Raw genomic sequence first — 21,417 nt, 5'->3', positions numbered from 1 at the left:
CCGAAGACTTTTACCCCACGGACGGAGAGCCCGCGTGTTTCCAGCCCAGCCCTTGAAGCGCTTTCGCCTGCCAGCCCTGACACTGCTTGTCAGCGCTCTGACCCTCACCGCATGCAACGCCCCGCCCTCTTCTTCGTTGCCGCTGGCACCGGAAGCCGCTTCCGGTTACCGCACTGATCTGCAAACCCGACACGCCAATAAACACATGGCCGCTGCTGCCAATCCACTCGCGGCCGAAGCCGGGCGGGAGATGTTGCGTCAGGGTGGTTCGGCGATTGATGCGGCGATTGCGATGCAGGCGGTGTTGACGCTGGTTGAGCCGCAGTCTTCCGGGATCGGTGGCGGGGCGATGATTGTGTTGTGGGATGGCAAGCAGGTGCGCACCTATGATGGCCGCGAAACGGCCCCGGCCGGGGCCACCGAGAAGCTGTTCCTGAAGGCTGACGGCAAACCGATGGCCTTTACGCAAGCGCAGATCGGCGGGCGCTCGGTCGGTACACCTGGGGTATTGCGCGCGCTGGAGCTGGCGCATCGACAACACGGTCGCTTGCCTTGGGCGAAGCTGTTTGAGCCAGCGATCAAACTGGCCGAGCAAGGCTTTGCAATTTCCCCGCGCCTGCATTCGCTGCTGACTGCCGATCCACTGATACGCCAGTCGCCAGACATGGCTGCGTACTTCCTGAATGAGGATGGCAGCGTCAAAGCCGTCGGCACGCGCCTGCAAAACCCGAAGTTGGCCGCCGTGTTCAAACGCATCGCCAGCGAAGGTGCCGATGCGCTGTACAAAGGTCCGATCGCCGAAGAGATCGTTGCCAAGGTACAACAACACTCTAATCCCGGCAGCCTGTCGCTGAACGATTTGCAGCGTTATCAGGCCAAGGAGCGCGCGCCGCTGTGTACCGACTACAAGCGATGGCAGGTCTGCGGCATGCCGCCACCGTCGTCGGGCGGGATTGCCGTTGCGCAAATTCTCGGCACGTTGCAGGCGCTGGAGTCTCGCGATCCACGCCTGTCGCTGACCCCGCTCAAACCAGTGAACAGCAATAGGCCGGCCGGCATCGAACCGGCGCCGCAAGCGGTGCATCTGATCGCCGAGGCTGAACGTCTGGCCTATGCCGATCGCGCGCAATACGTGGCCGACACCGACTTCGTCCCGGTGCCGGTCAAAGGGTTGCTCGATCCTGCCTATCTGGCCAGCCGCGCCAGCCTGATCGGCGAGCGCAGCATGGGCAGCGCCAAACCGGGCACACCGCCGGGCGTACAGGTTGCCTACGCACCGGACCGCTCGCCGTTGCGCATCTCGACCTCGCAAGTGGTCGCGGTGGATGATCTCGGCGGCGCCGTGTCGATGACCACCACCATCGAAGCCGCGTTCGGCTCGCACCTGATGGTTCAGGGTTTTCTGCTGAATAACCAGATGACCGACTTCTCGTTCATCCCCGAAGAGAACGGGCAGAAAGTCGCGAACCGCGTCGAACCGGGCAAACGCCCACGCTCGTCGATGGCGCCGACACTGATCTTTGATCGCAACACTGGTGAATTCGTCGCCACGGTCGGCTCGCCCGGCGGTTCGCAAATCATCGAATACGTAGCCAAAACCACCATCGGCCTGCTCGACTGGAACCTCGATGCACAAAGTGCGATCAACCTGCCCAATTTCGGCAGCCGCAACGGCCCCACCGAACTGGAACAGGGACAGTTCAGCCCGGCGCTGATTCAGGCACTCAAGGACAAGGGCCACACGCTCAGCGAAATCGACATGACCAGCGGCACCCAAGCGATCGTGCGGGTGAAGGATGCGCAGGGCAAAGCGACATTGACGGGGGGTGCCGATCCTCGGCGTGAGGGAGAGGCGTTGGGGGACTGAAACACTGCATTGAAAAAAGGCCTGTCGAGCAGCAGGCCTTCTCCCAGGAATTAATCAGACCGCCAACGTCTTGCCGTCCACTCCGTCACCAATCTTCAGGAAATGCCCGCCCGCGACATGGTGCAAGGTACGCAATCCATTCTGCCCTTCGAAATGCCAGCGCCCATCGCTGAACACACGCTCGTCGGCCCGGGCGGCGATGACTTCGGCAAGGAACAGGTCGTATTGCTCGTGATTACGCGGCTCCGGCAGCAGGCGGCATTCGAGCCAGGCGACACAGCCCTCGAGCAGCGGCGCTTCAATCTGTTCGCCAGCGAAGGTTTGCAGGCCGTACGCCTGAAACTTGTCCTGACCTTGGTTGCGGGTGATTTCCAGGCCGGAGGTGTTGCCGACGGTTTGCACGATATCGGCCTGATTGACGCAAGGCACATTCAGCACAAAAGTGCCGGAGACTTCGAGCAACTGGCGAGTCCAGGTGGATTTGTCGAGGACGACGGCGACTTTCGGCGGTTCGAAATCCAGCGGCATGGCCCAGGCGGCGGCCATGATATTGCGCTGGCCGTCGTGAGCGGCGCTGACCAGCACGGTCGGCCCGTGGTTGAGCAGGCGGTAGGCTTTGTTCAGAGGCACCGGACGGCGGTGGGAGGCGCTCATGGGATCTGCTCCGGAGGAAAAGGAGCCGATTGTAGCGCCAGCCCCGAAAGATCTGTTGGTGAAAACTGTAGGAGCTGCGGAACGCTGCGATCTTCTGATCCTGGCTCTGATGCTTGAATTCCCAACAAAAGATCGCAGCCTCGTTTCACTCGTCAGCTCCTACAGGGGTCGGCGTGCAGGTCAGTGAGAGAGCTGATTGGCAAACTGCCCCACCGCATCCACCACTTTCTGCGCACCGTCCTGAATCTCGACGATCACCGTGCCCGCCTCCGCCGCCAGCGCCAGGCCCTGTTCAGCCTGAAGCTTGCCGTCGGTCATCAGGGCCACGGCGTTGCGCGCCATTTCCTGGTTCTGCCGCACTACGGTGACGATCTCTTCAGTCGCCTGGCTGGTGCGCGAGGCCAGTTGCCGGACCTCGTCCGCGACCACGGCAAAACCACGGCCCTGCTCGCCGGCCCGGGCGGCTTCGATCGCGGCGTTGAGCGCCAGCAGGTTGGTCTGTTCGGCAATGCCGCTGATGGTTTTGACGATCGTGCCGATCACCAGCGACTGCTCGTTCAGCGCCTCGATACCTTCGCCAGCGGCCTGCATGTGCCGCGACAGATCGCGCATCACGTTGACCGCTTCGGTGACGACCGTGGTGCCACGTTGCGCGGTGCTGTCGGTTTGTTGTGAGGTGCTGTAAGCGATGCTCGCTGCATCGGCAACCGCCTGCTCGCGGTTGACCTGATCGGTGATCACCGTGGCGAACTTCACCACTTTGTACAGTCTGTCGTTGGCATCCACCACTGGGTTGTAGGACGCTTCCAGCCACACCGTACGACCATGGCTGTCGATACGTTTGAAGCGGCCAGCGACGAACTCACCGCTGTTCAAGCGCCGCCAGAAGTTCTGGTACTCGGCGCTGTTGTATTCTTCCGGGGCGCAGAACGTGCGGTGATGTTTGCCTTTGATCTGCGCCAGGCTGTAACCCATGCCGTTGAGGAAGCGATCATTGGCGCTGAGCACATTGCCGTTGAGGTCGAACTCGATCACGGCGGTGGAGCGCACCAGCGCGCCGATCAGGTTCTCATGCTCGCGGGAGGCTTCGATGGTGCGGGTCAGGTCGCTGGCGTAGAAGGAAATGTGTCTGATCCGCCCATCAGACGAGCGCACCGGTTGCACGATGGAACGCAGCCACGCCTCGTCGCCATTGCCGCGCAACAGGCGCACGGCGCCGGCAAAATGCTCGCCACGGCTCATCGAGTTCTTGAAGCGCTGATGGAATTCGTCGGATTTGACATGGGCCGGGACGATGTCTTCGATTGCTCGGCCGATCAGATCATGGCTCTTGTAGATCATTTCATCGAGAAAATTCTGGTTGACCGAACGAATCCGCCCATCGGGCTCAAGGGTCAGCGCGAGCATTTCGCTTTCCAGGCTTTCCTTCACTTGTACAAGGCTGGAGAGTTCTTCGCGCAGAGCAGCCAGCTCTTGGTTCAAGCGTTTATTGAACATGGGAAAGCACCGATGGCAGGGTAGTTAGCGGATACAACCTAGCCATCGGCCTTGCGCAGCTTTTCTGAAGCCAGCTCCAGCCCCGTCAGTCGAAAATAACCCGACGCTTGCGGCTCAGGCCGCGCCGGCAGCCTGACATGGTCCGGTACGTGGCATGCGCGCACCGAAATACGCCGCCGTCACAATCCCCACCGCGCCCATCACTGCACAGAAGATCACGCAGACCCACGGGCTCCACGGCATCAGACCAATCAGCAACAGCGGTGTGATACTCGCCCACGCCGCGTAGGCAATGTTGTAGGTGAAGGAAATGCCCGACACGCGAATCCGCGCCGGGAACAACCCGACCATCACCGAAGGCACCGCGCCCACTACCCCACAAGCAAGACCGGCGACCGAATAAGCAATGCCGATCCAATGCCCGCCCATGATCAGGCAGCCATACAGCACACCAATGCCCAATGGCAGCAACAGGCTGTAGAGCATGACCGTGCGCCAGGCGCCGATGCGGTCGACCAGCAGACCGGCGATCACGCAGCCGATATTGAGGAAGACGATTCCCAGCGCACTGAGGCCGAAGGTGTGACTGGCGGTCATGCCGAAGGTTTTCTGCATCATGGTCGGAGTGATGACGACGAACACCACCACTGCCGAGGTGAGTACGCAGGTGAGCAACATGGCCGGGAGCATGGCCAGACGATGTTCGCGCAATACCGTGCGCAACGGCAGTTCGACTCGCGCTTCGCGTTGCGCTTCCATGGCCATGAACACTGGGGTTTCGCTGAGCCAGCGGCGCAGATAAACGCCCACCACGCCGAACACGCCACCGAGCAGAAACGGATAGCGCCAGGCGTAATCGAGAATTTCGGCAGGCGTGAAAACCTGCGCCAGGAAGGTCGCCGTGAGTGCGCCGATCAAGTAACCGAAGGTCAGGCCAGCCTGCAGAAATCCCAAGGCGTAACCACGATGGCCGACAGGCGCATGCTCGGCGACGAACACCCAGGCACTCGGCACTTCGCCGCCTACCGCCGCACCTTGCAGGATGCGCAGCGCCAACAACAATAACGGGGCGAAATAGCCGATCTGTGCGTAGGTCGGCATGATCCCGATCAGCAGGCACGGCAGCGCCATCATCAGGATGCTCAGGCTGAACACCTTTTTGCGGCCCAGACGGTCGGCGAAATGCGCCATCAGAATCCCGCCCAGCGGCCGCGCCAGATAACCGGTGACGAAGATGCCGAAACTCTGCAGCAAACGCAGCCACTCGGGCATTTCCGGGGGGAAGAACAGCTGACTCAGGGTTAGCGCGAAGAATACGAAGATAATGAAATCGTAGATTTCCAGCGCCCCGCCGAGCGCCGCAAGGCCGAGGGTCTTGTAGTCGGCACGGCTGAACGGCGCCGGTCGGGCTGGAGAATTGGCAGTCATGACAAAGAACTCAGGCATCGGCAAAAACCAAGGCGCTCATGGTCTACGCAAAAGCGCTGATCGACAACCCGTCAGACCATAGTCTCGGTTTGCGAAAACTTGCTCAACAAAAGGGCGGCGCTTGATTTACTGTTAGTGCCTGTCCAAGGGACCACGCCAACACCGACCAGCCGCCCATGTGGGAGCGAGCCTGCTCGCGAAAGCGTCAGTTCAGACAACCTGATGCTGAATGTGCCGACGTCTTCGCGAGCAGGCTCGCTCCCACAGGGGATCTCTGTGGCTGTCGAGCCGGGCGACTGCTCCCACGGATCAAAATAACCATAAAAAATCCGAGGTACTTCCCGTGGCCGTTGATATCGAAGATAGCCGCTCCGCGCGCTTTGCCCTGCGCTGTTCCAGTTTTGCCGAACGCTGGTTTCCCGACTCCTGGGTATTCGCCGCGCTGGCCGTGATCATCGTTGCGCTGGCCACTCTGGCCATGGGCGCCAAACCCACCGCTGCAGCGATGGCGTTCGGCGACGGCTTCTGGAGCCTGATCCCGTTCACCATGCAGATGGCCTTTGTGGTGATCGGCGGCTATGTCGTCGCCAGTTCTCCGCCTGCGGTCAAACTGATCGACAAACTGGCACGGATCCCGAAAAACGGCCGCTCCGCCGTGGCCTGGGTGGCATTGATTTCGATGGTTGCATCGCTGCTCAATTGGGGCCTGTCGCTGGTATTCGGCGGGCTGCTGGTACGCGCCCTCGCCCGCCGCACCGACCTGAAAATGGATTACCGCGCCGCCGGTGCCGCTGCGTATCTAGGTTTGGGCGCGGTGTGGGCGCTGGGCTTGTCATCGTCAGCCGCACAGTTGCAGGCCAACCCCGGCAGCCTGCCGCCGTCGATCCTGTCGATCACTGGCGTGATCCCGTTCACCGAGACCATTTTTCTCTGGCAGTCCGGGGTGATGCTGCTGGCACTGATCGTGATTTCGATCATCATCGCCTATGCGACCGCGCCTGGCCCCAACTCGGCACGCGACGCCAAGGCCTGCGGCATCGACCCGGCGTTCAATCTGCCGCCGCTGCAACCGCGCACGCGTCCAGGCGAATGGCTGGAACACAGCCCGTTGCTGATCATCGTATTGGTGCTGCTGGCAGCAGGATGGCTGTTTCACGAGTTCTCGACCAAACCGGCGATCACTGCGATTTCCGGGCTGAACACCTACAACTTCCTGTTCATCATGCTCGGCGCGCTGTTGCACTGGCGACCGCGCAGCTTCCTCGATGCGGTGGCCCGTGCGGTGCCGACCACCACTGGCGTGTTGATCCAGTTTCCGTTGTACGGTTCGATCGCCGCGCTGATGACCACGGTCAAAGGCGCCGATGCGCAAACCCTCGCGCATCACATCTCGACCTTCTTCGTCAGCATCGCCTCCCACGACACCTACGCGCTGCTCATGGGTGTGTATTCGGCGATCCTTGGTTTCTTCATCCCGTCCGGCGGCGGCAAATGGATCATCGAAGCGCCCTACGTGATGCAAGTGGCCAACGACCTGCAATACCACCTCGGCTGGGCAGTGCAGATCTACAACGCCGCCGAAGCCCTGCCGAACCTGATCAACCCGTTCTATATGCTGCCGCTGCTTGGCGTGCTCGGGTTGAAGGCGCGGGACTTGATAGGCTTCTCGTTCGTACAACTGCTGGTGCACACTCCGCTGGTGCTGCTGTTGTTGTGGGCGCTGGGGACGACATTGGCGTATACGCCGCCGGTGATGCCGTAGGTAGACTTTAATTCGCCTGTCTGCGGACAGGCGTATTCAACCTTGAGCGGTCGGAAGGGACTTCAACAGTGCAGGCAACGCAACCTGAACGGTTTCCCAGACAACGTCCAGATTGATATCGAAATAACCGTGAGCAATTCGATTACGCATCCCACGCATGCTGCGCCACGGCACCTGCGCGTTTTCAACAGTGAACTCAGGGTAACGATCCATGATCTTGGTCGCTGCCTCTCCAATGATGATCAGGCTCATGATCACCGCTTGTTGCGTTCTCTTATCTTCAGCGAATTCATCTTTGTTCAGGCCCTCGACGAAGATAAGCGCATCGCTCGCGGCCTGACGAATATGTTCAAGATAATCATCTCGCCGGTTCTCGTTCATACGGGTCGCGCCTGATCAAGCACCTGCTGACGAAATTTCACTGGCAGGTCGCCGGGGGTCAGCACCTCGACCGCAACACCCAGCAGGTCTTCAAGCTCAACCTGAAGTCCGCCCAGATCAAAAAGCGTCGTGCCGGGCAGCGGGTCAACCAGCAGATCGAGATCGCTACCGTCCAGATCCGTCCCCAGCAATGCTGAACCAAATACACGCGGGTTGGCCACACGAAAGCGCCTGATCACTTCGCGGACGGCGGACCTTTGCATGTCGAGAGCAGTAGAAGGCTTCATGACTCACCCTTGGAAAATTCGATGTCGCTGCAGTCTAGCAGTGCGGACGCGCACCAGGCAGCGTGCTTGTTGGCACAGCCGTAACAATATGTGCGCTGCTTGGGTAATACCGCATTCAGGCAAGAATCCATACTCAACCGCTTTTCTGTCAAACACCGCTGATCCACTATGAAGCGCCCCCAAATCGAGGGGAACCCACGCTGAAAAGGATCTGAGCATGTTCAAACTCGCACGACTTACCCTCGTTGCACTGACGCTAAGCGCCGCCGCTCACGCCGATGTCGACGTGAAACTGGGCAGCACAGAGCGCGTCACCCGCCTCTTCGCCTACCCCAACAATTGCAGCGTGATCTGCTTTCGCAACTGGACGCTGGAGCAGACCGTCGCTCATTACTTGAGCCAGAGCGTACAGCGCGACGGGTACGCCGATGCCAAGGTGCTGGTAAAGACCGACAACGATCAGCTCTACGCCGAGATCACCGGAGTGCCGGATGGCTATGATAAGCCGCTGTCGGCTTTGCTCGACGCCGGGGATCTGGCTTATGCCGGCGCCAGCAAGCTCAATGCCGATGGCAAATGGGCCTATAGCTGGTATCTGTTCCTGCCGCTGGGCATGGCCCTGGAAAATCGCAAGAGCGTCGAGTTGCTGCACTTCCCACCCGATTACTCGCTAACCCAGGCGCAGGACTATCTGCGTTCGAACACCACCGATCGCTGGGCGACTTTGCTGACCGATAACGGCATCCCTGCCGGGCAGACGCCGGCTTACCAGACCATCATCGACATCGCCCCGATCGCCGCGCCGTCCAATGCCGGCGGGGATCTGGAGGACGTCTACGACTACTTCAAGGATTACCAGACCACGCTGGTCAAGCAGTTCAGCCAGACCGCCAGCGGCACGACATTGCCGATGGTTGCGTTCGGGGCGCCGGTGCGCAATTGGATCAAGGAGCAATATGGGCCGACGGTTGGCGTATTGGGGCTGGCGAGCATCAGTCCGAGCGAAGGGGTGAATGTGCCGGTGCTCGGCTCGAATCATCCGAGTTACATCTGGTACGCCGCCGATCCGAAGAGCTATACCGGCGACGATGCCCAGGCCAAGGCTGACGCGGCGGGCCTGAAAGTCATGGGCCAGGATTTGAGCGCGGCTTGCTGGCAGGCCGGCATGGGCAGCAAACCGGACAGCGATGCGCAGGCCACGCTGAACAGTTGCACGCAAACATGGCAGGTGACGCAAAAGGTCAAAACCTGCGAGTTGTTCTACACCTCGATCCGCGATCTCAGCGCCGCAGAAGCGGCTGCCAAGTGCGCCACACCACCGGTCAAGACACAACTGCAGCAGCTGAAAGCACCACTACCTGCGGCCGCCGTGCCCGCACCCGCTCTGTAATCGCTACCGGAGCCCCGTGTCAGCCAATGCTGACGCGGGATAACGGTGATCGCGCCTGTCAGGTTTGACAGTAGACCGGTAGTTTCAATTGCGCGACGCTTGGATCCAATCATGCCTCGCCTGGCGGGCGTGGGGACAACCCGGAGGCAATACCACCAACAAGGATCGTTATGAACAATCAAGCCATGGGCCGGCACCTGCCGCGCGATACAGAAGGCATCTATCCGTTCGCCGGACTTCCCGTGCGGCTGGGCTTTCCATCCTGCGACGACTTCCAGATCATCCACGACGAACGAGGCGTGGCCACGGGAGTGGTCGCGCGCCGGGAATTTCTGCGTATCAGCCGAATGTGCCGGGTGTCAGGGCAATTGCTGCCCTACCGCAGTCGGCAGACACGTCAGCTGCAAACCGGCATCCACGTTTACGATCCGCGCTTTTGCGGTGTCCTTGAACACGCCTGCGATCCGAATGTATTTCTCGACATGAGTGAGTTGTGGCTGTGGGCCTTGAAAGATATCCACAGCGGCGAACGCCTGAGCATCGACTACGCATCGACCGAAGATAAACTGCTGCGCCAGTTCGCCTGTGATTGCGGCTCGCCGCGCTGCCGTGGCTGGATAACCGGTTACAACGAACCACCCACGCCAGAAGGCCAGCGCTTTTTACAGCGCTGGCGTCACACGGGGCGAGGTTGAAGCCGAGGTTACGGCGCCCCGACCGGGCGCAGACGATATTGCGGCGGCAATTGTTCGAAACCACTGATGGTGGTATTGAGACTTTTCCAGCGGCCATCCTTGATCCCGTAGATGCAGCCGTGGATCGACAGCGGCTGTCCGCGATGCCAGGCGTTCTGGATGATGCTGGTGTGCGCGACGTTGGCCACTTGCTGGATCACGTTGAGTTCGCACATGCGGTCGACCTGCTCTTCTTCGGTCGCCAGCTTGGCCAGCTCTTCGCGTTTCTCGTAGTACAGATCGCGAATCGACCGCAGCCAGCCGTCGATCAGGCCGAACTGACGATCCTGCATCGACGCACGCACGCCGCCGCAGCCGTAGTGGCCAGTGACGAGGATGTGTTTGACCTTGAGCACATCCACCGCGTACTGGATCACCGACAGGCAGTTGAGATCGGTGTGCAGGACAACGTTGGCGACGTTGCGGTGCACGAACAGATCGCCCGGCAGCATGCCCACGATTTCGTTGGCCGGCACGCGTGCGTCAGAGCAGCCGATCCACAGGTATTCCGGAGTCTGCTGGCGCGCCAGTTTGGCGAAGAAGTCCGGGTCTTCCTTGGTGATCGCGTCAGCCCAACGCTCGTTGTTATCAATCAGGTCTTGTAGATCGTGCATGGATAAGGCCTCAAGAAAGATGCGCAGGTTTGATAGACGACCACCCGTCGAAGTCACGCCACCAGTGCAAAGTGTTTCCGTTGGAATTCTCGCGCGCCCGGTGAGTCCACTCAGTAAGGCCCACAGTATGAGGAATTGCCATGACTGATTCACGACGCCCATATGATGCGGTGCAACCGGAACCCATCGACGATAACGAAGACCGCATGGGCTCGGTGCACGAGCTGGATTTTGACGACGAAGAGCCCAGTGCGAAAATCGGCGATGAGCTGCCCGAGCGCGAACGCGACCAGTTGATGCCGGCTGAGCGGGTGCGTGAAGCGGGTATGACCGGGGCTTCGGTGGATGATCATCAGCCAACCGATGATGACCTGAGCCCGGAAACGTTGATTCGCGAGGACGGCGCGCGCGATGCCGATGAACTCGGTGAGGGCAATCCGGCGGATTGGGATTTGAGCGAGGTCGGTGAAAACGACATCGGCGGCGGTGACGGGCTGGATGAAGCGGAACTGGCGGATCTGGATCCGCTGGATGGCAAGCGGTGATCAACTGACTGAAATTCGCTCCCTGCAGGAGCTGCCAAAGGCTGCGATCTTTTGATTTTGTTTTTGTAAAATCCAAAGCAAGATCAAAGATCGCAGCCTTCGGCAGCTCCTACAGGGCCTCAGTCAACAAGGGTACAGGCCATCACCACAGCATCCTCACGCCCGCCCACCGCCGGATAATAATCGCGACGCCGGCCAATCTCGTTGAAGCCATACCGCTCATACAACCTGAACGCAGCAGTATTGCTGTCGCGCACTTCGAGAAAACATTCCCGAGCCTCAGCCGCATACGCCCGCGACATCAAATGCTCGAGCAACGTCAGCCCCAAACCACGCCCCTGATTTTCCGGTTTGACCGTGATATTGAGCAGGTGCGCCTCATCAAGAATGATCTGCACCACGCCGTGGCCAACCTGCTGCTGGCCTTCGAACATCAGCCAGATCTGGTATTTGCCCAGGCCATCGAGAAAAATCCCCCGGGTCCACGGATGGCTGTACGCGGCGTATTCGATCTTCAACACAGCGTCCAGATCCGCCTCGGTCATCGGGCGAAAGGTTACAGCCTCACTCATCGGATTGTTTCCAGCGCGCCATCAGCCGACGCATGGCTTGCCACACAGCGGCCTTGCGCTGTGGCTCTTCCATTAACAGTTCCAGACCGGGAATCGCCCAGGCCAGGCCCAGACCTTCGATCTGCAGTTCACGATTGAATGCTTCGGCGTCCGCTTCTCCGGCAAACTTCACCGCCGGCAAGCCAATCAGCCACAGACAGGCGCAGGGTGCCGCTTCCATCTGCACCGAAAGGAAACCCTGCACGAAGTCGCGCGCCGCTTCCGGGCCTTGATCCAGCGTGCCGCGATTGAGCCACGGCCAGCGCACCGGTTCGCCGACGATTTGCGGCGCATCCGGCAGACCGGCGGCGCGCAGCATGTCCTTGAGCAGCAGGTAGGCCGGATCGCGACTTTGAAACGCTTCGCCTGTGGGTAACTCGACCAGCAGCAGGCAACGCCCGGCGCGCAGCAGTTGCAGGGCGAAACGCGGCGGCGGCACTGGCGCAGGCTTGACCACCACCGGCGTCTCGTCGACTTCTTCCACCGGTTTTGCGCCATTGCGGGTGCTGGCCAGCGAGGGGCGCGGCACTTCGATTTTCGGCCGCTCGGCCGGGCGTGCGGCAGGCTGCACCGGTGCTTCGGCCTGAGGCGCCGGAGTAACCGGAACCTCAAGCTCAGGCTCGGGCATCTCCAGCAGCTCGGGCCGCGACGGTGCGGCGAAAGGCAGTTCGGTGCGCGGCAGCCAGTTGACCACCTGCATGGCGTTCAAATAGGCGCGGCGGCGGGACTCGATAAGCAAAGGTCGGCCACTTGTGGATAACGGAAAGTGCGCTGATTCTACCGCCCTTCGTACAAGATCGCTCGCTGTTGATCGATACCCCGCGCCGCTGCCCTTTGGCCAAAGAATGCGACAGCCCGTCCCGAGAGTGAATCGCCGCGCCTGTGATGCAGTACAATCGCCGCTTTTAATCGCCAACCAGCCGGCCATTCCGATGATCGAACCCAAGCGCGTCTTGCGCGCCCTCGCTGAACACTGGGCACTTCTGGAGCCACTGTGCGAGCACTTCGACCAAGGCACCCTGAGCCTCAACGAACTGCGCACGCAACTGGCCGCCCAACAACTCGACAGCACGCCGCAGGACATCACCAGCCTGCTCGACGTGTGGATTCGCCTCGATATTCTGGTTCCGGTGGCGAAAAGCCCGAACCGCTTCGAGCTCAACGCGCAGATCCACGACTTCCTCGCCTACCTGCGCCGCGAACACCGCCTCGGTCTGTGCCTGGAAATCGAAGCCTACCTGCGTCACCTCGAACGTCTGGCCGGTTACATCCAGGATGCCTTCGACGTTCGTGACGGCAACGATCTGGCGCGCCAGTTGCGGTTGCTCGACATGCGCGTGCGCGACGTACTGAAGAAACTCGACAACGACGAACAGGCACTGGTCGCCGTCGCCGAACGGGCGAAGACCAGCGACCGGCAGATTCCGCTGCGTCAGCGTTACGCCGAAGTCCTGGCGACGTGGGACGAATACGTCGAGCCGATGATCGATCTGGTCAACGCCGACGGCGCCTTCGAACAAGGCGTGCGCAAGGTCGAAACGGTGCTGCTGAAGATGCTCAGCGAACAGCAGCGCCTCGGCCATCTGGTCGATGACGACATGCTCCTGCGCACCCACGCGCGCATTCTGGAAATGCAGACCAGCGCGCAGTTGACCCTGCGTCATGCCCGCGAACTGCTGCTGCCGTTGCGTGAAGAAGCGCGTCGGCACAACGCCGTGACCCGTGGCGCCGCACTGGCGCTGGCGGCAATTCGCCGCAAAGGTATCGACGCCGTGCCGCAAGCGGCGATGCCACTGTTCACCCGTCCGCAAAGCACCTTTCTCGGTAGCGCCAGTCAGGTCGAAGCCTACGTTTATGCGCTGGCGCGTTTCGAGCCAAAGCCGGCGCGCTTCCCCAAGGCGCACAAAACCCAGAAGGCGGGCGACGCGCCACGAGCCCCCCGCACCGTGCGCGAGATGGTCGATCGTTGCGAAGAATCGTTGCCGATGCCGGATCTGATGACCTGGCTGCTGGAGCAGGAACCGGACGGCGCGACCGACGAATTGCTTTACTGGTTCTCGCGCCTGTCGCGGGAAAAACGCTTCAAGCGCGAGCGTCTGGAACGCCGCGAATATCACACTCACGAGCACCAGGTCAGCCTGCGCTCCTTCGCCCTGCTCTCGGCCAGCGATCCCGCCGCCGAGGATTCTGCGAGCATCCCAAATGCATCTTGATCTTTCCGAACTGTCGCAACTGGCGCCGATCTTCCGCGAGTTGTTCAAGGGTTACCACGTCAGCCGCCGTGATCCCGAGCTGTACGCGCAACTGTCGAATTTCCAGGACCAGTACCGCACGCTGTTCAAGGCGCTGGGCTTCGAACTGGTCTGCGACACCCGTGGTTTCTACTACTTCGTGCCGGACATGGCCGCCGCAGCGGTGAACAAGACCGCCCAGCGTCTGGCGCTGTTCACCTTCATCCTCGTCGAGCACCTGGCCGATCAGGGCCGCGACCCGATTGCCGTGCTCGATGGCGGCAGCCTCGGCCGTGAAGAACTGCCGTCGCTGCTGGACAAGTACCGCGACCTGTTCATTCAGGCCGAAGTGCAGACCGTCGAAGAACTCGAAGAAAAAATCATGCGCCGCATGACCCAGCTCGGTTTCGCCGGCGAAGAAAACGGTGTCTACCGCTTCCTGCCGCCGATGCACCGTTTCCTCGACGTGTGCCTGTCGGTGCAGCAGGACCGCGACCTGGCAGCCAGCGTGCACAGCGTATTGCCGCTGCCGGCGCCGGTGCTGATCGACGAAGAAGCCGAAGCGAAATTCCTCGAAACCGACGATCCATTGGATTTGAGCGAGTTTGAAGAAGAAAGCGAAGAAGACGCACTGGCCCGCGCCATTGCTGAAGAACAGGAGTCCGATGCATGAGCCAGGAACGCTACGGCATCCGCCGCTTTGCTCTTTTGAACACCGCCGGCTACAGCCTCGGTCTGTTCCCGCTGGAAGAACCATTGTCGGTTTACGGCGCGAACAACCTCGGTAAATCGGCGTCGATCAACGCCTTGCAGTTCCCGATTCTGGCGCGTATGTCGGACATGAGTTTCGGCAAGTACAGCCTCGAACAATCGCGGCGCTTCTACTTCGCCTCCGACACCAGTTACATCCTCGTCGAAGTCAACCTGCCCCATGGCCCCCACGTGATCGGCGTGGTCGGTCGCGGCCCGGGCGGTGGTTTCGGTCACCAGTTCTTCGCCTACGCCGGCAAGCTCGACCTGGCCCACTACCAGAAAAACGACACCTGCCTGCGCCAGAAAGAACTGTTCAGCAATCTCGAAAAAGAAGGCCTGAAGGCTTACGAACTCAAGCCCGATGAACTGCGCCGCTTGCTGGTTGGTGGCCACACGTCGATCCCGCTCGACCTGACGCTGATCCCGCTGCGCTCCACCAGCGAGCAGAGCCTGAAAACCTTCCGCGCGCTGTTCATCAACCTGCTGCACATGCGCGAAATCACCGCGGCCAAGCTCAAGCAGCTGTTCCTCGATGCCTTCGAACACAGCCTGCGTTCGGGTAGCGTCGATTACATCGCCGCGTGCGAAGAAGCCTTCCGCGATGTGCGGCGCATGGAGCAGGACTACAACTCGCTGGTCGCCGCCGGCCCATTGGTTGAAGCGCTGGCCAACGGCGTGAAACAGCGCGATGTGCTGCGCGGCAAGCTGCATCGCCTGTCGCCGCTGCTCGATTCCCTGCTCGGCACCTGGTCGGACTACGCCACTGCGCGCAAGGAAGAGCTGACCATCCAGGCCGAGCACTACCGTCGCGAGCAGGACGATCTGCAAAACGATCAGCGCGGCGGCACCCAGGAACTGATGCGTCTGGAGCGGGAGATTTCCGGCATTCAGCGCTGGCTCGGCGAGTTGTCGGTGCTGAAGAACCGCTTCGCTCTGGTCGATGACGTCAAAGTGCTCGAGCAACAATTGCTCGCCGCCAAGGATGCCCACGATGAATTGGCCGGTGCCTTGGCGCAGTCGCGTCAGTTCAGCGCCGAAGATCTGGAAGAGCGCCTTCGCGATCTGGAAAAACGCCTGAAATCGGTGAAGCAGCAACTCGATCACGCTGATAACAACAGCTACGCCCGTCTGCGCGAAGAGTTCTCGCAACAGGACGTCGAACGCCTGATGCGCCTGTTCAACAGCGCGCTGTTCAGCTTGCCGCTGGGCGAGCACGGCATCACCCTCGACGAGAACGGCGAGTGGGTCAAATCGGTCGAGCTGATTCTTGATGGCTTCAAGGGCGAGCGTTTCGAAGTGCCGGGCCTGTCTATCGACATCTCGCACATCGAGCCGCCGGCCCTGCAAGCACTGGCCGACCGCGCCGCGTTGCGTGATCAGAAAGAGCGTCTGGAAAAAGAGCTCAAGCAACTGAAAACCCAGCAAGCCGTGGCTGCCGACCGCGCTGCGAGCAAGACCCAGACCGAGGCGCTATACCAGCAGGTGCTGGACGCACAGAAGGCGCTGGAAGATTTCCGTCGCACCCAGACGCTGAGCGCCGAAGAAAGCGACAAGCTCGAGCAACTGGCGCAGATGGAAGCCGCGCAGGACGAACTCAAGCGCTCCAGCGATGCCTTCACCGAGCGCGTCCAGCAACTGTCGGCCAAGCTGCAACTGGTTGGCCGGCAGATCGCTGATATGGAAGCCAAGCAACGCACGCTCGACGATGCGCTGCGTCGTCGTCAGTTGCTGCCGGCGGATCTGCCGTTCGGCACGCCGTTCATGGATCCGGTCGATGATTCGATGGACAACCTGCTGCCGCTGCTCAACGACTATCAGGACAGCTGGCAGGGCCTGCTGCGTGCCGATGGGCAGATCGAGGCGTTGTATGCGCAGGTGCGTCTCAAAGGCGTGGCCAAGTTCGACAGCGAAGACGACATGGAGCGGCGTTTGTCGCTGCTGATCAACGCTTACGCGCACCGCACTGATGAAGCGCTGACCTTGGGCAAGGCGCGGCGCGCGGCGGTCACCGACATCGCCCGCACCCTGCGCAATATCCGCAGCGATTACGACAGCCTCGAGCATCAACTGGCGCTGTTCAACCGCGAGATCAACAAGCGTCAGGTTTCCAACCTGCAGAGCTTCCGCATCGTCCTCGCGCCGAACAAGGAAGCGCTCAAGCACATCGACCAGATCATCCACAGCGCCGGGCAATATGAGGAAGGCGAAACCCTGTCGGTGTTCGACCTCAGCCAGAGCGCCGAGCAGGACAACAAGAACGAAGAGGCCAAGGAATACCTGGCGCGGCTGGTGGCGGCGAACCACAACCAGCTCGGCCTCAAGGACTTGTTCGAACTGGCCTTCGAGATCACCAAGGTCAACGGCCAACCGGTAATCCACACCGACATCGACGGCGCCGCGTCCAACGGTACGACCATGACCATCAAGGCGCTGACCAACATGTACTTGTTGCTGCACTTGATGGATCGCGATCTGGCCGGTCGCGTGCGCCTGCCGTACTACCTCGATGAGGCGGCAGACATCGATGAGAAGAACCAGGCGGCGCTGCTTGAAACCAGTCTGCAACTGGGCTTCGTGCCGATTCTGGCGAGTGTGAAGCCGCAGGTCTGCGCCAGTGTCGCGATCGACCTGGAAGGCGGCAGCGGCCCGGCCGGTATCTACATCGACGAAGCGGACTGGAAGTACATCCGCCGGCATGATGTGGTCAAGGCCACACTGAATGTGCAGGCCGATGAGCCGGAGCTGGATGCGGTTTGATCGGCTTTAGCTGAAGGCAAAAAAAGGGCCGCGATCCGATGGGATCGCGGCCCTTTTTTATGGCCTGGATTTTGTGTTGATTTGGCTGGCCCCTTCGCGAGCAGGCTCGCTCCCACAGTTGGAATGCGTTCCCTGTGGGAGCGAGCCTGCTCGCGAAGGCGTCTCAACAGATGCTGCTATTTACCAAGCTGAATCTTCGGCGCCCAGGTCAGCCATTCATCCTCGAACTTGTCGAACAGCGGGAACGTCTGCTCGGCCCGCGCCGGATTGCCCATGCGCTCGCCATCCGGGGTGGCGAAGGCAATTCCGCCCTGAATCAGCGTCTCCAGCGATTCGGTGCGCACCGTCACGCCTTTGAACAACCCGTAATCGAAGCCCACGCCGCTGGTGTTCCAGAAGCGGCTGCCGCTGCGCACTAATGGCGCGTACTTCGGCTCGATCAGGATGTGCACCAATACACGGTCAGCGGTCTGCCCCAACTCATAACCGGTCACCTTGCCGACGGTGATTTCACGATAGGTCACTGGTACGCCGGGCTTCAGCGAGCCGCGACGTGCAGCGCTCAACACCAGACTCAAACCGGCTTCCTGCCTGGTGACTTCCGGTGCTTCGGCCAACGCAACGAAGTTCTTTTGCGGCCCGAGATTTTTCGCTGCCGGCTGGACTTCGATGTATTTGCCGGTGACCAGCGTTTCCAGGTTCTGCGTCTTGATCAGGCCCAGCTCCGGCTTGACCACCCAGAACTGACTGCCGACCCGCGCAATCTTTTCCGGCACTTCGGTGATGCGAGCGGTGAGGATTACCGACTGCATGTCGTCGGTGAGATCCACGCTCTCGATCTTGCCGACATCCAGCCCCTTGAAACGCACCGGCGTGCCGCTGCTCAAACCGTCAGCGCGATCGACCTTGATAGTCACTACTGCGCCTTTCCTGTTGGCCTCGTCGTGATCGGCAAACAGACGGAAGCGTGGAATGCGTTTCTTCAGGGGCGCATTGGCTTGCGGCGTTTCGAATGCGATACCGCCGGCCATCAGGGTTTGCAGGGATTCACTCTTCACCTGAATTCCACCGGTCAAGCCACCCGTGAGGGTAATCCCACTGACGTTCCAGAAGCGCGTCGAGGCGTTGACCAGGTTTTCGTATTCCTTCTCGATGTGCACGCCAATGACCAGTTGTTTCTTGGTTCGGGAGAACTGGTAGCTCTGCACCGAACCAACCTTGACCTGCTTGTACAGAATCGGGCTGCCGACATCGATCGAGCCCAGCGAATCGGTGAACAGCACCAGATGCAGGCCCGGCGATCGCAGGTCAAGCGGCGGTGCTTTTGGTCGTGCTTCGAATTCACGCTTTGGCGCAGCGCCTTTGTCGCCCGGACGCACGGCAATGTAGTTACCTTTAACAAGCGCTTCCAGGCCGGTAATACCGGCGAGAGAAATCGACGGTTTGACCACCCAGAACTGCGTGCCCTCAACCAGATAGTCTTCGGCCAATGGATCAAGGGTCAGTTCGGCGGTGGCGCTGTTCAGGTCCGGATCGACCTTCAACGCTTTCAGGTTGCCGACCTGAATGCCTTTGTACATCACCGGCGTTCGACCGGCCTGCAGGCCCTCGAAATCGCTGAGTTTGACCTTCACGCGAATCCCGGCGGCGGCGGCGTCGAAGTCTTCATAGAGACGGAACGGCAGGCTCGGATCGGTCGCGGGGCTGTCCTTGCGATTCTCCGGCGTGGCGAAGGCGATGCCCCCAGCGACGATGCTGGCCAAGGACTCGCTGCGGACTTTCACACCGGACAGGTTGGCGTCGATGCTGATGCCGCTGGCGTTCCAGAAACGTGTGTGTTTGCGCACCAGTTTGGCGTAGGTCGGCTCGATGAACACCTTCAGCTCAACGGTGCTCTGATCCTCGGAAAGCACGTAGCTTTTGACCTGACCGACTTTGATCTGCTTGTAGAACACCGGGCTGCCACGATTCAACGAACCGAGGCGATCAGCCTTGATGGTCAGGTGCAGGCCGGGCTTGGCGTCGGACAGCGGCGGCTCCTCAGCCAATGCCTTGAACTTGCGCACAGGCTCGCCTTCACCGGGACTGATGGCGACGTAGTTACCCGAGACCAGCGTTTCCAGACCCGTAATACCGGCCAGGGTCACGCTCGGTTTGACCAGCCAGAACCGTGTGCTGGTCTTGAGATATTGCTCGACGTCCTTGTTCATCTCGATGGTGGCGATCACTCCTTTGGAGTTGCCTTCATCGTCGAGCTTGAGCGTCTTGACCTTGCCGACCGGCATGCCTTTGTAGACAACTTCAGTCTTGTTGGCCTGGATACCTTCGCCACTTTCAAAGCGCACCTGAATCTCGATGCCGGTCTCGGAATAAGCACGCCAGCCGAGCCAGCCGCCGATGATCAGCGCGATCAGAGGCAGCACCCAAATGGCAGACCAGTTCGAAGCCGGTCGGGTTTTCGCTACAGGCAAATCAGTCATGGTCGTCGTCCGACTCCGTGTTATCCCAAATCAGTCGGGGATCGAAAGTAACTGCGGCGAGCATCGTCAGAATCACCACAGAGGCGAAGGCGACGGCGCCCAGATTGGCTTCGACACTGGCTATCCGGCCGAAGTTGACGACCGCCACGAGAATGGCGATCACAAAAATATCGAGCATCGACCAACGGCCAATGAACTCGATGAAACGGTACATCCAGATACGCTGACGGGCCGACAATGGCTGCCGACGCTGCACGGAAAACAGCAAAAGCGCGATGCCCACCAGCTTGAACGTGGGCACCAGAATGCTGGCGATGAACACCACGCTCGCGATCGGAATCATGCCGTGCTGCACCAGCTCAATCACGCCGGACATGATGGTGCTCGGCTCTCCCTGGCCCAGAGAACTGACGGTCATGATCGGCAAGACATTCGCCGGAATATAGATAATGGCTGCCGTGATCAACAGCGCCCAGGTGCGGGTCAGGCTGTTGGGGCGGCGAGCGTGAACCTGCGCGCCGCAGCGGGTGCAGCTCTGCTCGTCGACGTCAGCTTCCTGCTTGTTCAGTTCGTGGCATTCGGTACATACCAGAATCCCCGCATCAATCGCCCGCATGGGCATCCTCTCCTGATAATGCCTGCCAGATCTGATGCGGTGACATCACCACTTCCAGCCAGACTTGTAGCAACAACAAGCCAATGAAACATGCCAGCCCGAGGCCGACGGTGATAGCTGCCATATCCGCCAGCTTCACGATCGCGACCAAGACGCCCATGAGGTAGACCTCGAGCATGCCCCAGTCTCTGAGATGGTGATAAATGCGATAGAGCAGCAAACCGTAGCTTCGGCCGACATCGAAACGAATCGTCAGTAACACAAACAGCTGGCACAGCAACTTGAGCAACGGTATCGCCATACTGCAGAGGAAGACGACGATCGACACTCCTTGCATGTCGGTGTTGAACAGGCCGACCACGCCACTCCAGACCGTATCCTGCGACGATTGCCCGAGGATATTGAGTTGCATGATGGGTAAAAAGTTTGCCGGTACGTAAAGTAATAACGCCGCGATCACCAGGGCGAGGCTGCGCTGCACCACGTTATGGCGGTGCGCATATAACTCGTAGCCGCAGCGCGGGCAGAGAGCCTTCTCACCATGGGCAAGTGTCGGCTTGCGCATCAGCAGGTCGCACTCGTGACAGGCTATCAAGTCTTCCAGCGGTAAATCTGACAGCCCGGGGGCGTCAACCGATTCTGACATACAGGCTCTGGCTCCGAAAAAGATGGGGCTATTCTAGTGTTCTGCTTCGAAAATAACTGTGCAATTTTGTTCGCCGAAGCTCTGAAAAACTTTCTCGCAGGCAAAACAAAACCCCAATTGCTTTCGCAATTGGGGTTTCGGAATTTAATCTTGACGATGACCTA

At 60.4% G+C, this 21,417-nt stretch carries 18 protein-coding genes and 2 pseudogenes; 8 read left to right on the top strand and 12 right to left on the bottom strand.

Annotation, left to right across the window (positions count from 1 at the left end; genetic code table 11):
- The first annotated feature begins 34 nt into the window (after positions 1-34).
- Entirely contained in the window at positions 35-1,867 is a 1,833-nt protein-coding gene (ggt, locus tag AC4IHP_RS19020) for a gamma-glutamyltransferase (RefSeq protein WP_490832447.1), read from the top strand.
- A 54-nt stretch (positions 1,868-1,921) separates the two neighbouring features.
- Here ggt and AC4IHP_RS19015 read toward each other — a convergent pair whose 3' ends face one another.
- From AC4IHP_RS19015 to AC4IHP_RS19000, 4 genes and pseudogenes are all read right to left on the bottom strand, one after another.
- Positions 1,922-2,521: a flavin reductase family protein gene (locus tag AC4IHP_RS19015; protein ID WP_490832446.1), complete on the bottom strand. Its 600-nt coding sequence runs from the start codon at positions 2,519-2,521 to the stop codon at positions 1,922-1,924.
- A gap of 180 nt (positions 2,522-2,701) precedes the next feature.
- A pseudogene (locus tag AC4IHP_RS19010) lies at positions 2,702-3,139 on the bottom strand (methyl-accepting chemotaxis protein); the annotation flags it as partial.
- A gap of 102 nt (positions 3,140-3,241) precedes the next feature.
- A pseudogene (locus AC4IHP_RS19005) lies at positions 3,242-3,928 on the bottom strand (PAS domain-containing protein); the annotation flags it as partial.
- Between the two features lie 204 nt (positions 3,929-4,132).
- On the bottom strand, positions 4,133-5,446 hold the full coding sequence (locus tag AC4IHP_RS19000) for an MFS transporter (protein ID WP_490832445.1): 1,314 nt from the start codon (positions 5,444-5,446) through the stop codon (positions 4,133-4,135).
- Between the two features lie 343 nt (positions 5,447-5,789).
- On the opposite strand from AC4IHP_RS19000, the gene AC4IHP_RS18995 reads away from it, so the two are divergent.
- The gene (locus tag AC4IHP_RS18995) at positions 5,790-7,208 is read left to right on the top strand and encodes a short-chain fatty acid transporter (protein WP_016773194.1); all 1,419 of its coding nucleotides are present in this window, start codon (positions 5,790-5,792) and stop codon (positions 7,206-7,208) included.
- Between the two features lie 36 nt (positions 7,209-7,244).
- On the opposite strand, the gene AC4IHP_RS18990 is transcribed toward AC4IHP_RS18995, so the two are convergent.
- The gene (locus tag AC4IHP_RS18990) at positions 7,245-7,589 is read right to left on the bottom strand and encodes a HepT-like ribonuclease domain-containing protein (RefSeq protein ID WP_129997694.1); all 345 of its coding nucleotides are present in this window, start codon (positions 7,587-7,589) and stop codon (positions 7,245-7,247) included.
- Positions 7,586-7,852, bottom strand: a complete 267-nt coding sequence (locus AC4IHP_RS18985; RefSeq protein ID WP_122745976.1) for a nucleotidyltransferase family protein — start codon at positions 7,850-7,852, stop codon at positions 7,586-7,588. The genes AC4IHP_RS18990 and AC4IHP_RS18985 overlap by 4 nt, the downstream gene beginning before the upstream one ends.
- A 241-nt stretch (positions 7,853-8,093) precedes the next feature.
- Between AC4IHP_RS18985 and AC4IHP_RS18980 the strand changes: the two genes are divergently transcribed.
- Complete coding sequence (locus AC4IHP_RS18980) at positions 8,094-9,266, top strand: hypothetical protein (RefSeq protein ID WP_490832444.1); 1,173 nt, start codon at positions 8,094-8,096, stop codon at positions 9,264-9,266.
- Positions 9,267-9,436: 170 nt separating this feature from the next.
- Positions 9,437-9,961: an SET domain-containing protein gene (locus AC4IHP_RS18975; protein WP_460121460.1), complete on the top strand. Its 525-nt coding sequence runs from the start codon at positions 9,437-9,439 to the stop codon at positions 9,959-9,961.
- 8 nt (positions 9,962-9,969) lie between these two features.
- On the opposite strand, the gene can is transcribed toward AC4IHP_RS18975, so the two are convergent.
- The gene (gene can, locus AC4IHP_RS18970; protein ID WP_039761245.1) at positions 9,970-10,614 is read right to left on the bottom strand and encodes a carbonate dehydratase; all 645 of its coding nucleotides are present in this window, start codon (positions 10,612-10,614) and stop codon (positions 9,970-9,972) included.
- Between the two features lie 140 nt (positions 10,615-10,754).
- Here can and AC4IHP_RS18965 point away from each other — a divergent pair, with 140 nt between their 5' ends.
- Entirely contained in the window at positions 10,755-11,159 is a 405-nt protein-coding gene (locus AC4IHP_RS18965; RefSeq protein ID WP_460121462.1) for a serine kinase/phosphatase, read from the top strand.
- A 119-nt stretch (positions 11,160-11,278) separates the two neighbouring features.
- Here the strand turns inward: AC4IHP_RS18965 and rimI are convergent, their stop codons facing one another.
- Both rimI and AC4IHP_RS18955 read right to left on the bottom strand, forming a co-directional pair.
- Positions 11,279-11,731: a ribosomal protein S18-alanine N-acetyltransferase gene (gene rimI, locus AC4IHP_RS18960; protein WP_076564123.1), complete on the bottom strand. Its 453-nt coding sequence runs from the start codon at positions 11,729-11,731 to the stop codon at positions 11,279-11,281.
- A complete protein-coding gene (locus tag AC4IHP_RS18955; protein WP_490832491.1) occupies positions 11,724-12,470 on the bottom strand; it encodes an energy transducer TonB in 747 nt (248 codons plus the stop codon). The genes rimI and AC4IHP_RS18955 overlap by 8 nt, the downstream gene beginning before the upstream one ends.
- A 232-nt stretch (positions 12,471-12,702) precedes the next feature.
- Here AC4IHP_RS18955 and mksB point away from each other — a divergent pair, with 232 nt between their 5' ends.
- The 3 genes from mksB to mksF are packed head-to-tail and all read left to right on the top strand — an operon-like array spanning position 12,703 to position 17,511.
- A complete protein-coding gene (mksB, locus tag AC4IHP_RS18950) occupies positions 12,703-13,983 on the top strand; it encodes an Mks condensin complex protein MksB (protein ID WP_177435465.1) in 1,281 nt (426 codons plus the stop codon).
- Complete coding sequence (mksE, locus tag AC4IHP_RS18945) at positions 13,973-14,674, top strand: Mks condensin complex protein MksE (RefSeq protein WP_016773189.1); 702 nt, start codon at positions 13,973-13,975, stop codon at positions 14,672-14,674. Before mksB ends, mksE begins: the two co-directional genes overlap by 11 nt.
- Positions 14,671-17,511, top strand: a complete 2,841-nt coding sequence (mksF, locus tag AC4IHP_RS18940) for an Mks condensin complex protein MksF (protein WP_041480021.1) — start codon at positions 14,671-14,673, stop codon at positions 17,509-17,511. The genes mksE and mksF overlap by 4 nt, the downstream gene beginning before the upstream one ends.
- Before the next feature lie 176 nt (positions 17,512-17,687).
- Here the strand turns inward: mksF and AC4IHP_RS18935 are convergent, their stop codons facing one another.
- Genes AC4IHP_RS18935 through AC4IHP_RS18925 form a run of 3 tightly spaced genes read right to left on the bottom strand, consistent with a single transcriptional unit; the run spans position 17,688 to position 21,253 of the window.
- Positions 17,688-19,991, bottom strand: a complete 2,304-nt coding sequence (locus AC4IHP_RS18935) for a PqiB family protein (protein WP_460121465.1) — start codon at positions 19,989-19,991, stop codon at positions 17,688-17,690.
- Positions 19,984-20,607, bottom strand: a complete 624-nt coding sequence (locus tag AC4IHP_RS18930) for a paraquat-inducible protein A (protein WP_071173597.1) — start codon at positions 20,605-20,607, stop codon at positions 19,984-19,986. Before AC4IHP_RS18930 ends, AC4IHP_RS18935 begins: the two co-directional genes overlap by 8 nt.
- The gene (locus AC4IHP_RS18925; protein ID WP_460121467.1) at positions 20,594-21,253 is read right to left on the bottom strand and encodes a paraquat-inducible protein A; all 660 of its coding nucleotides are present in this window, start codon (positions 21,251-21,253) and stop codon (positions 20,594-20,596) included. Before AC4IHP_RS18925 ends, AC4IHP_RS18930 begins: the two co-directional genes overlap by 14 nt.
- Between the last annotated feature and the right edge of the window lie 164 nt (positions 21,254-21,417).

The sequence above is a fragment of the Pseudomonas sp. UF-293 genome (assembly GCF_058245595.1).
This window is presented reverse-complemented; position numbering and strand designations above follow the sequence as displayed.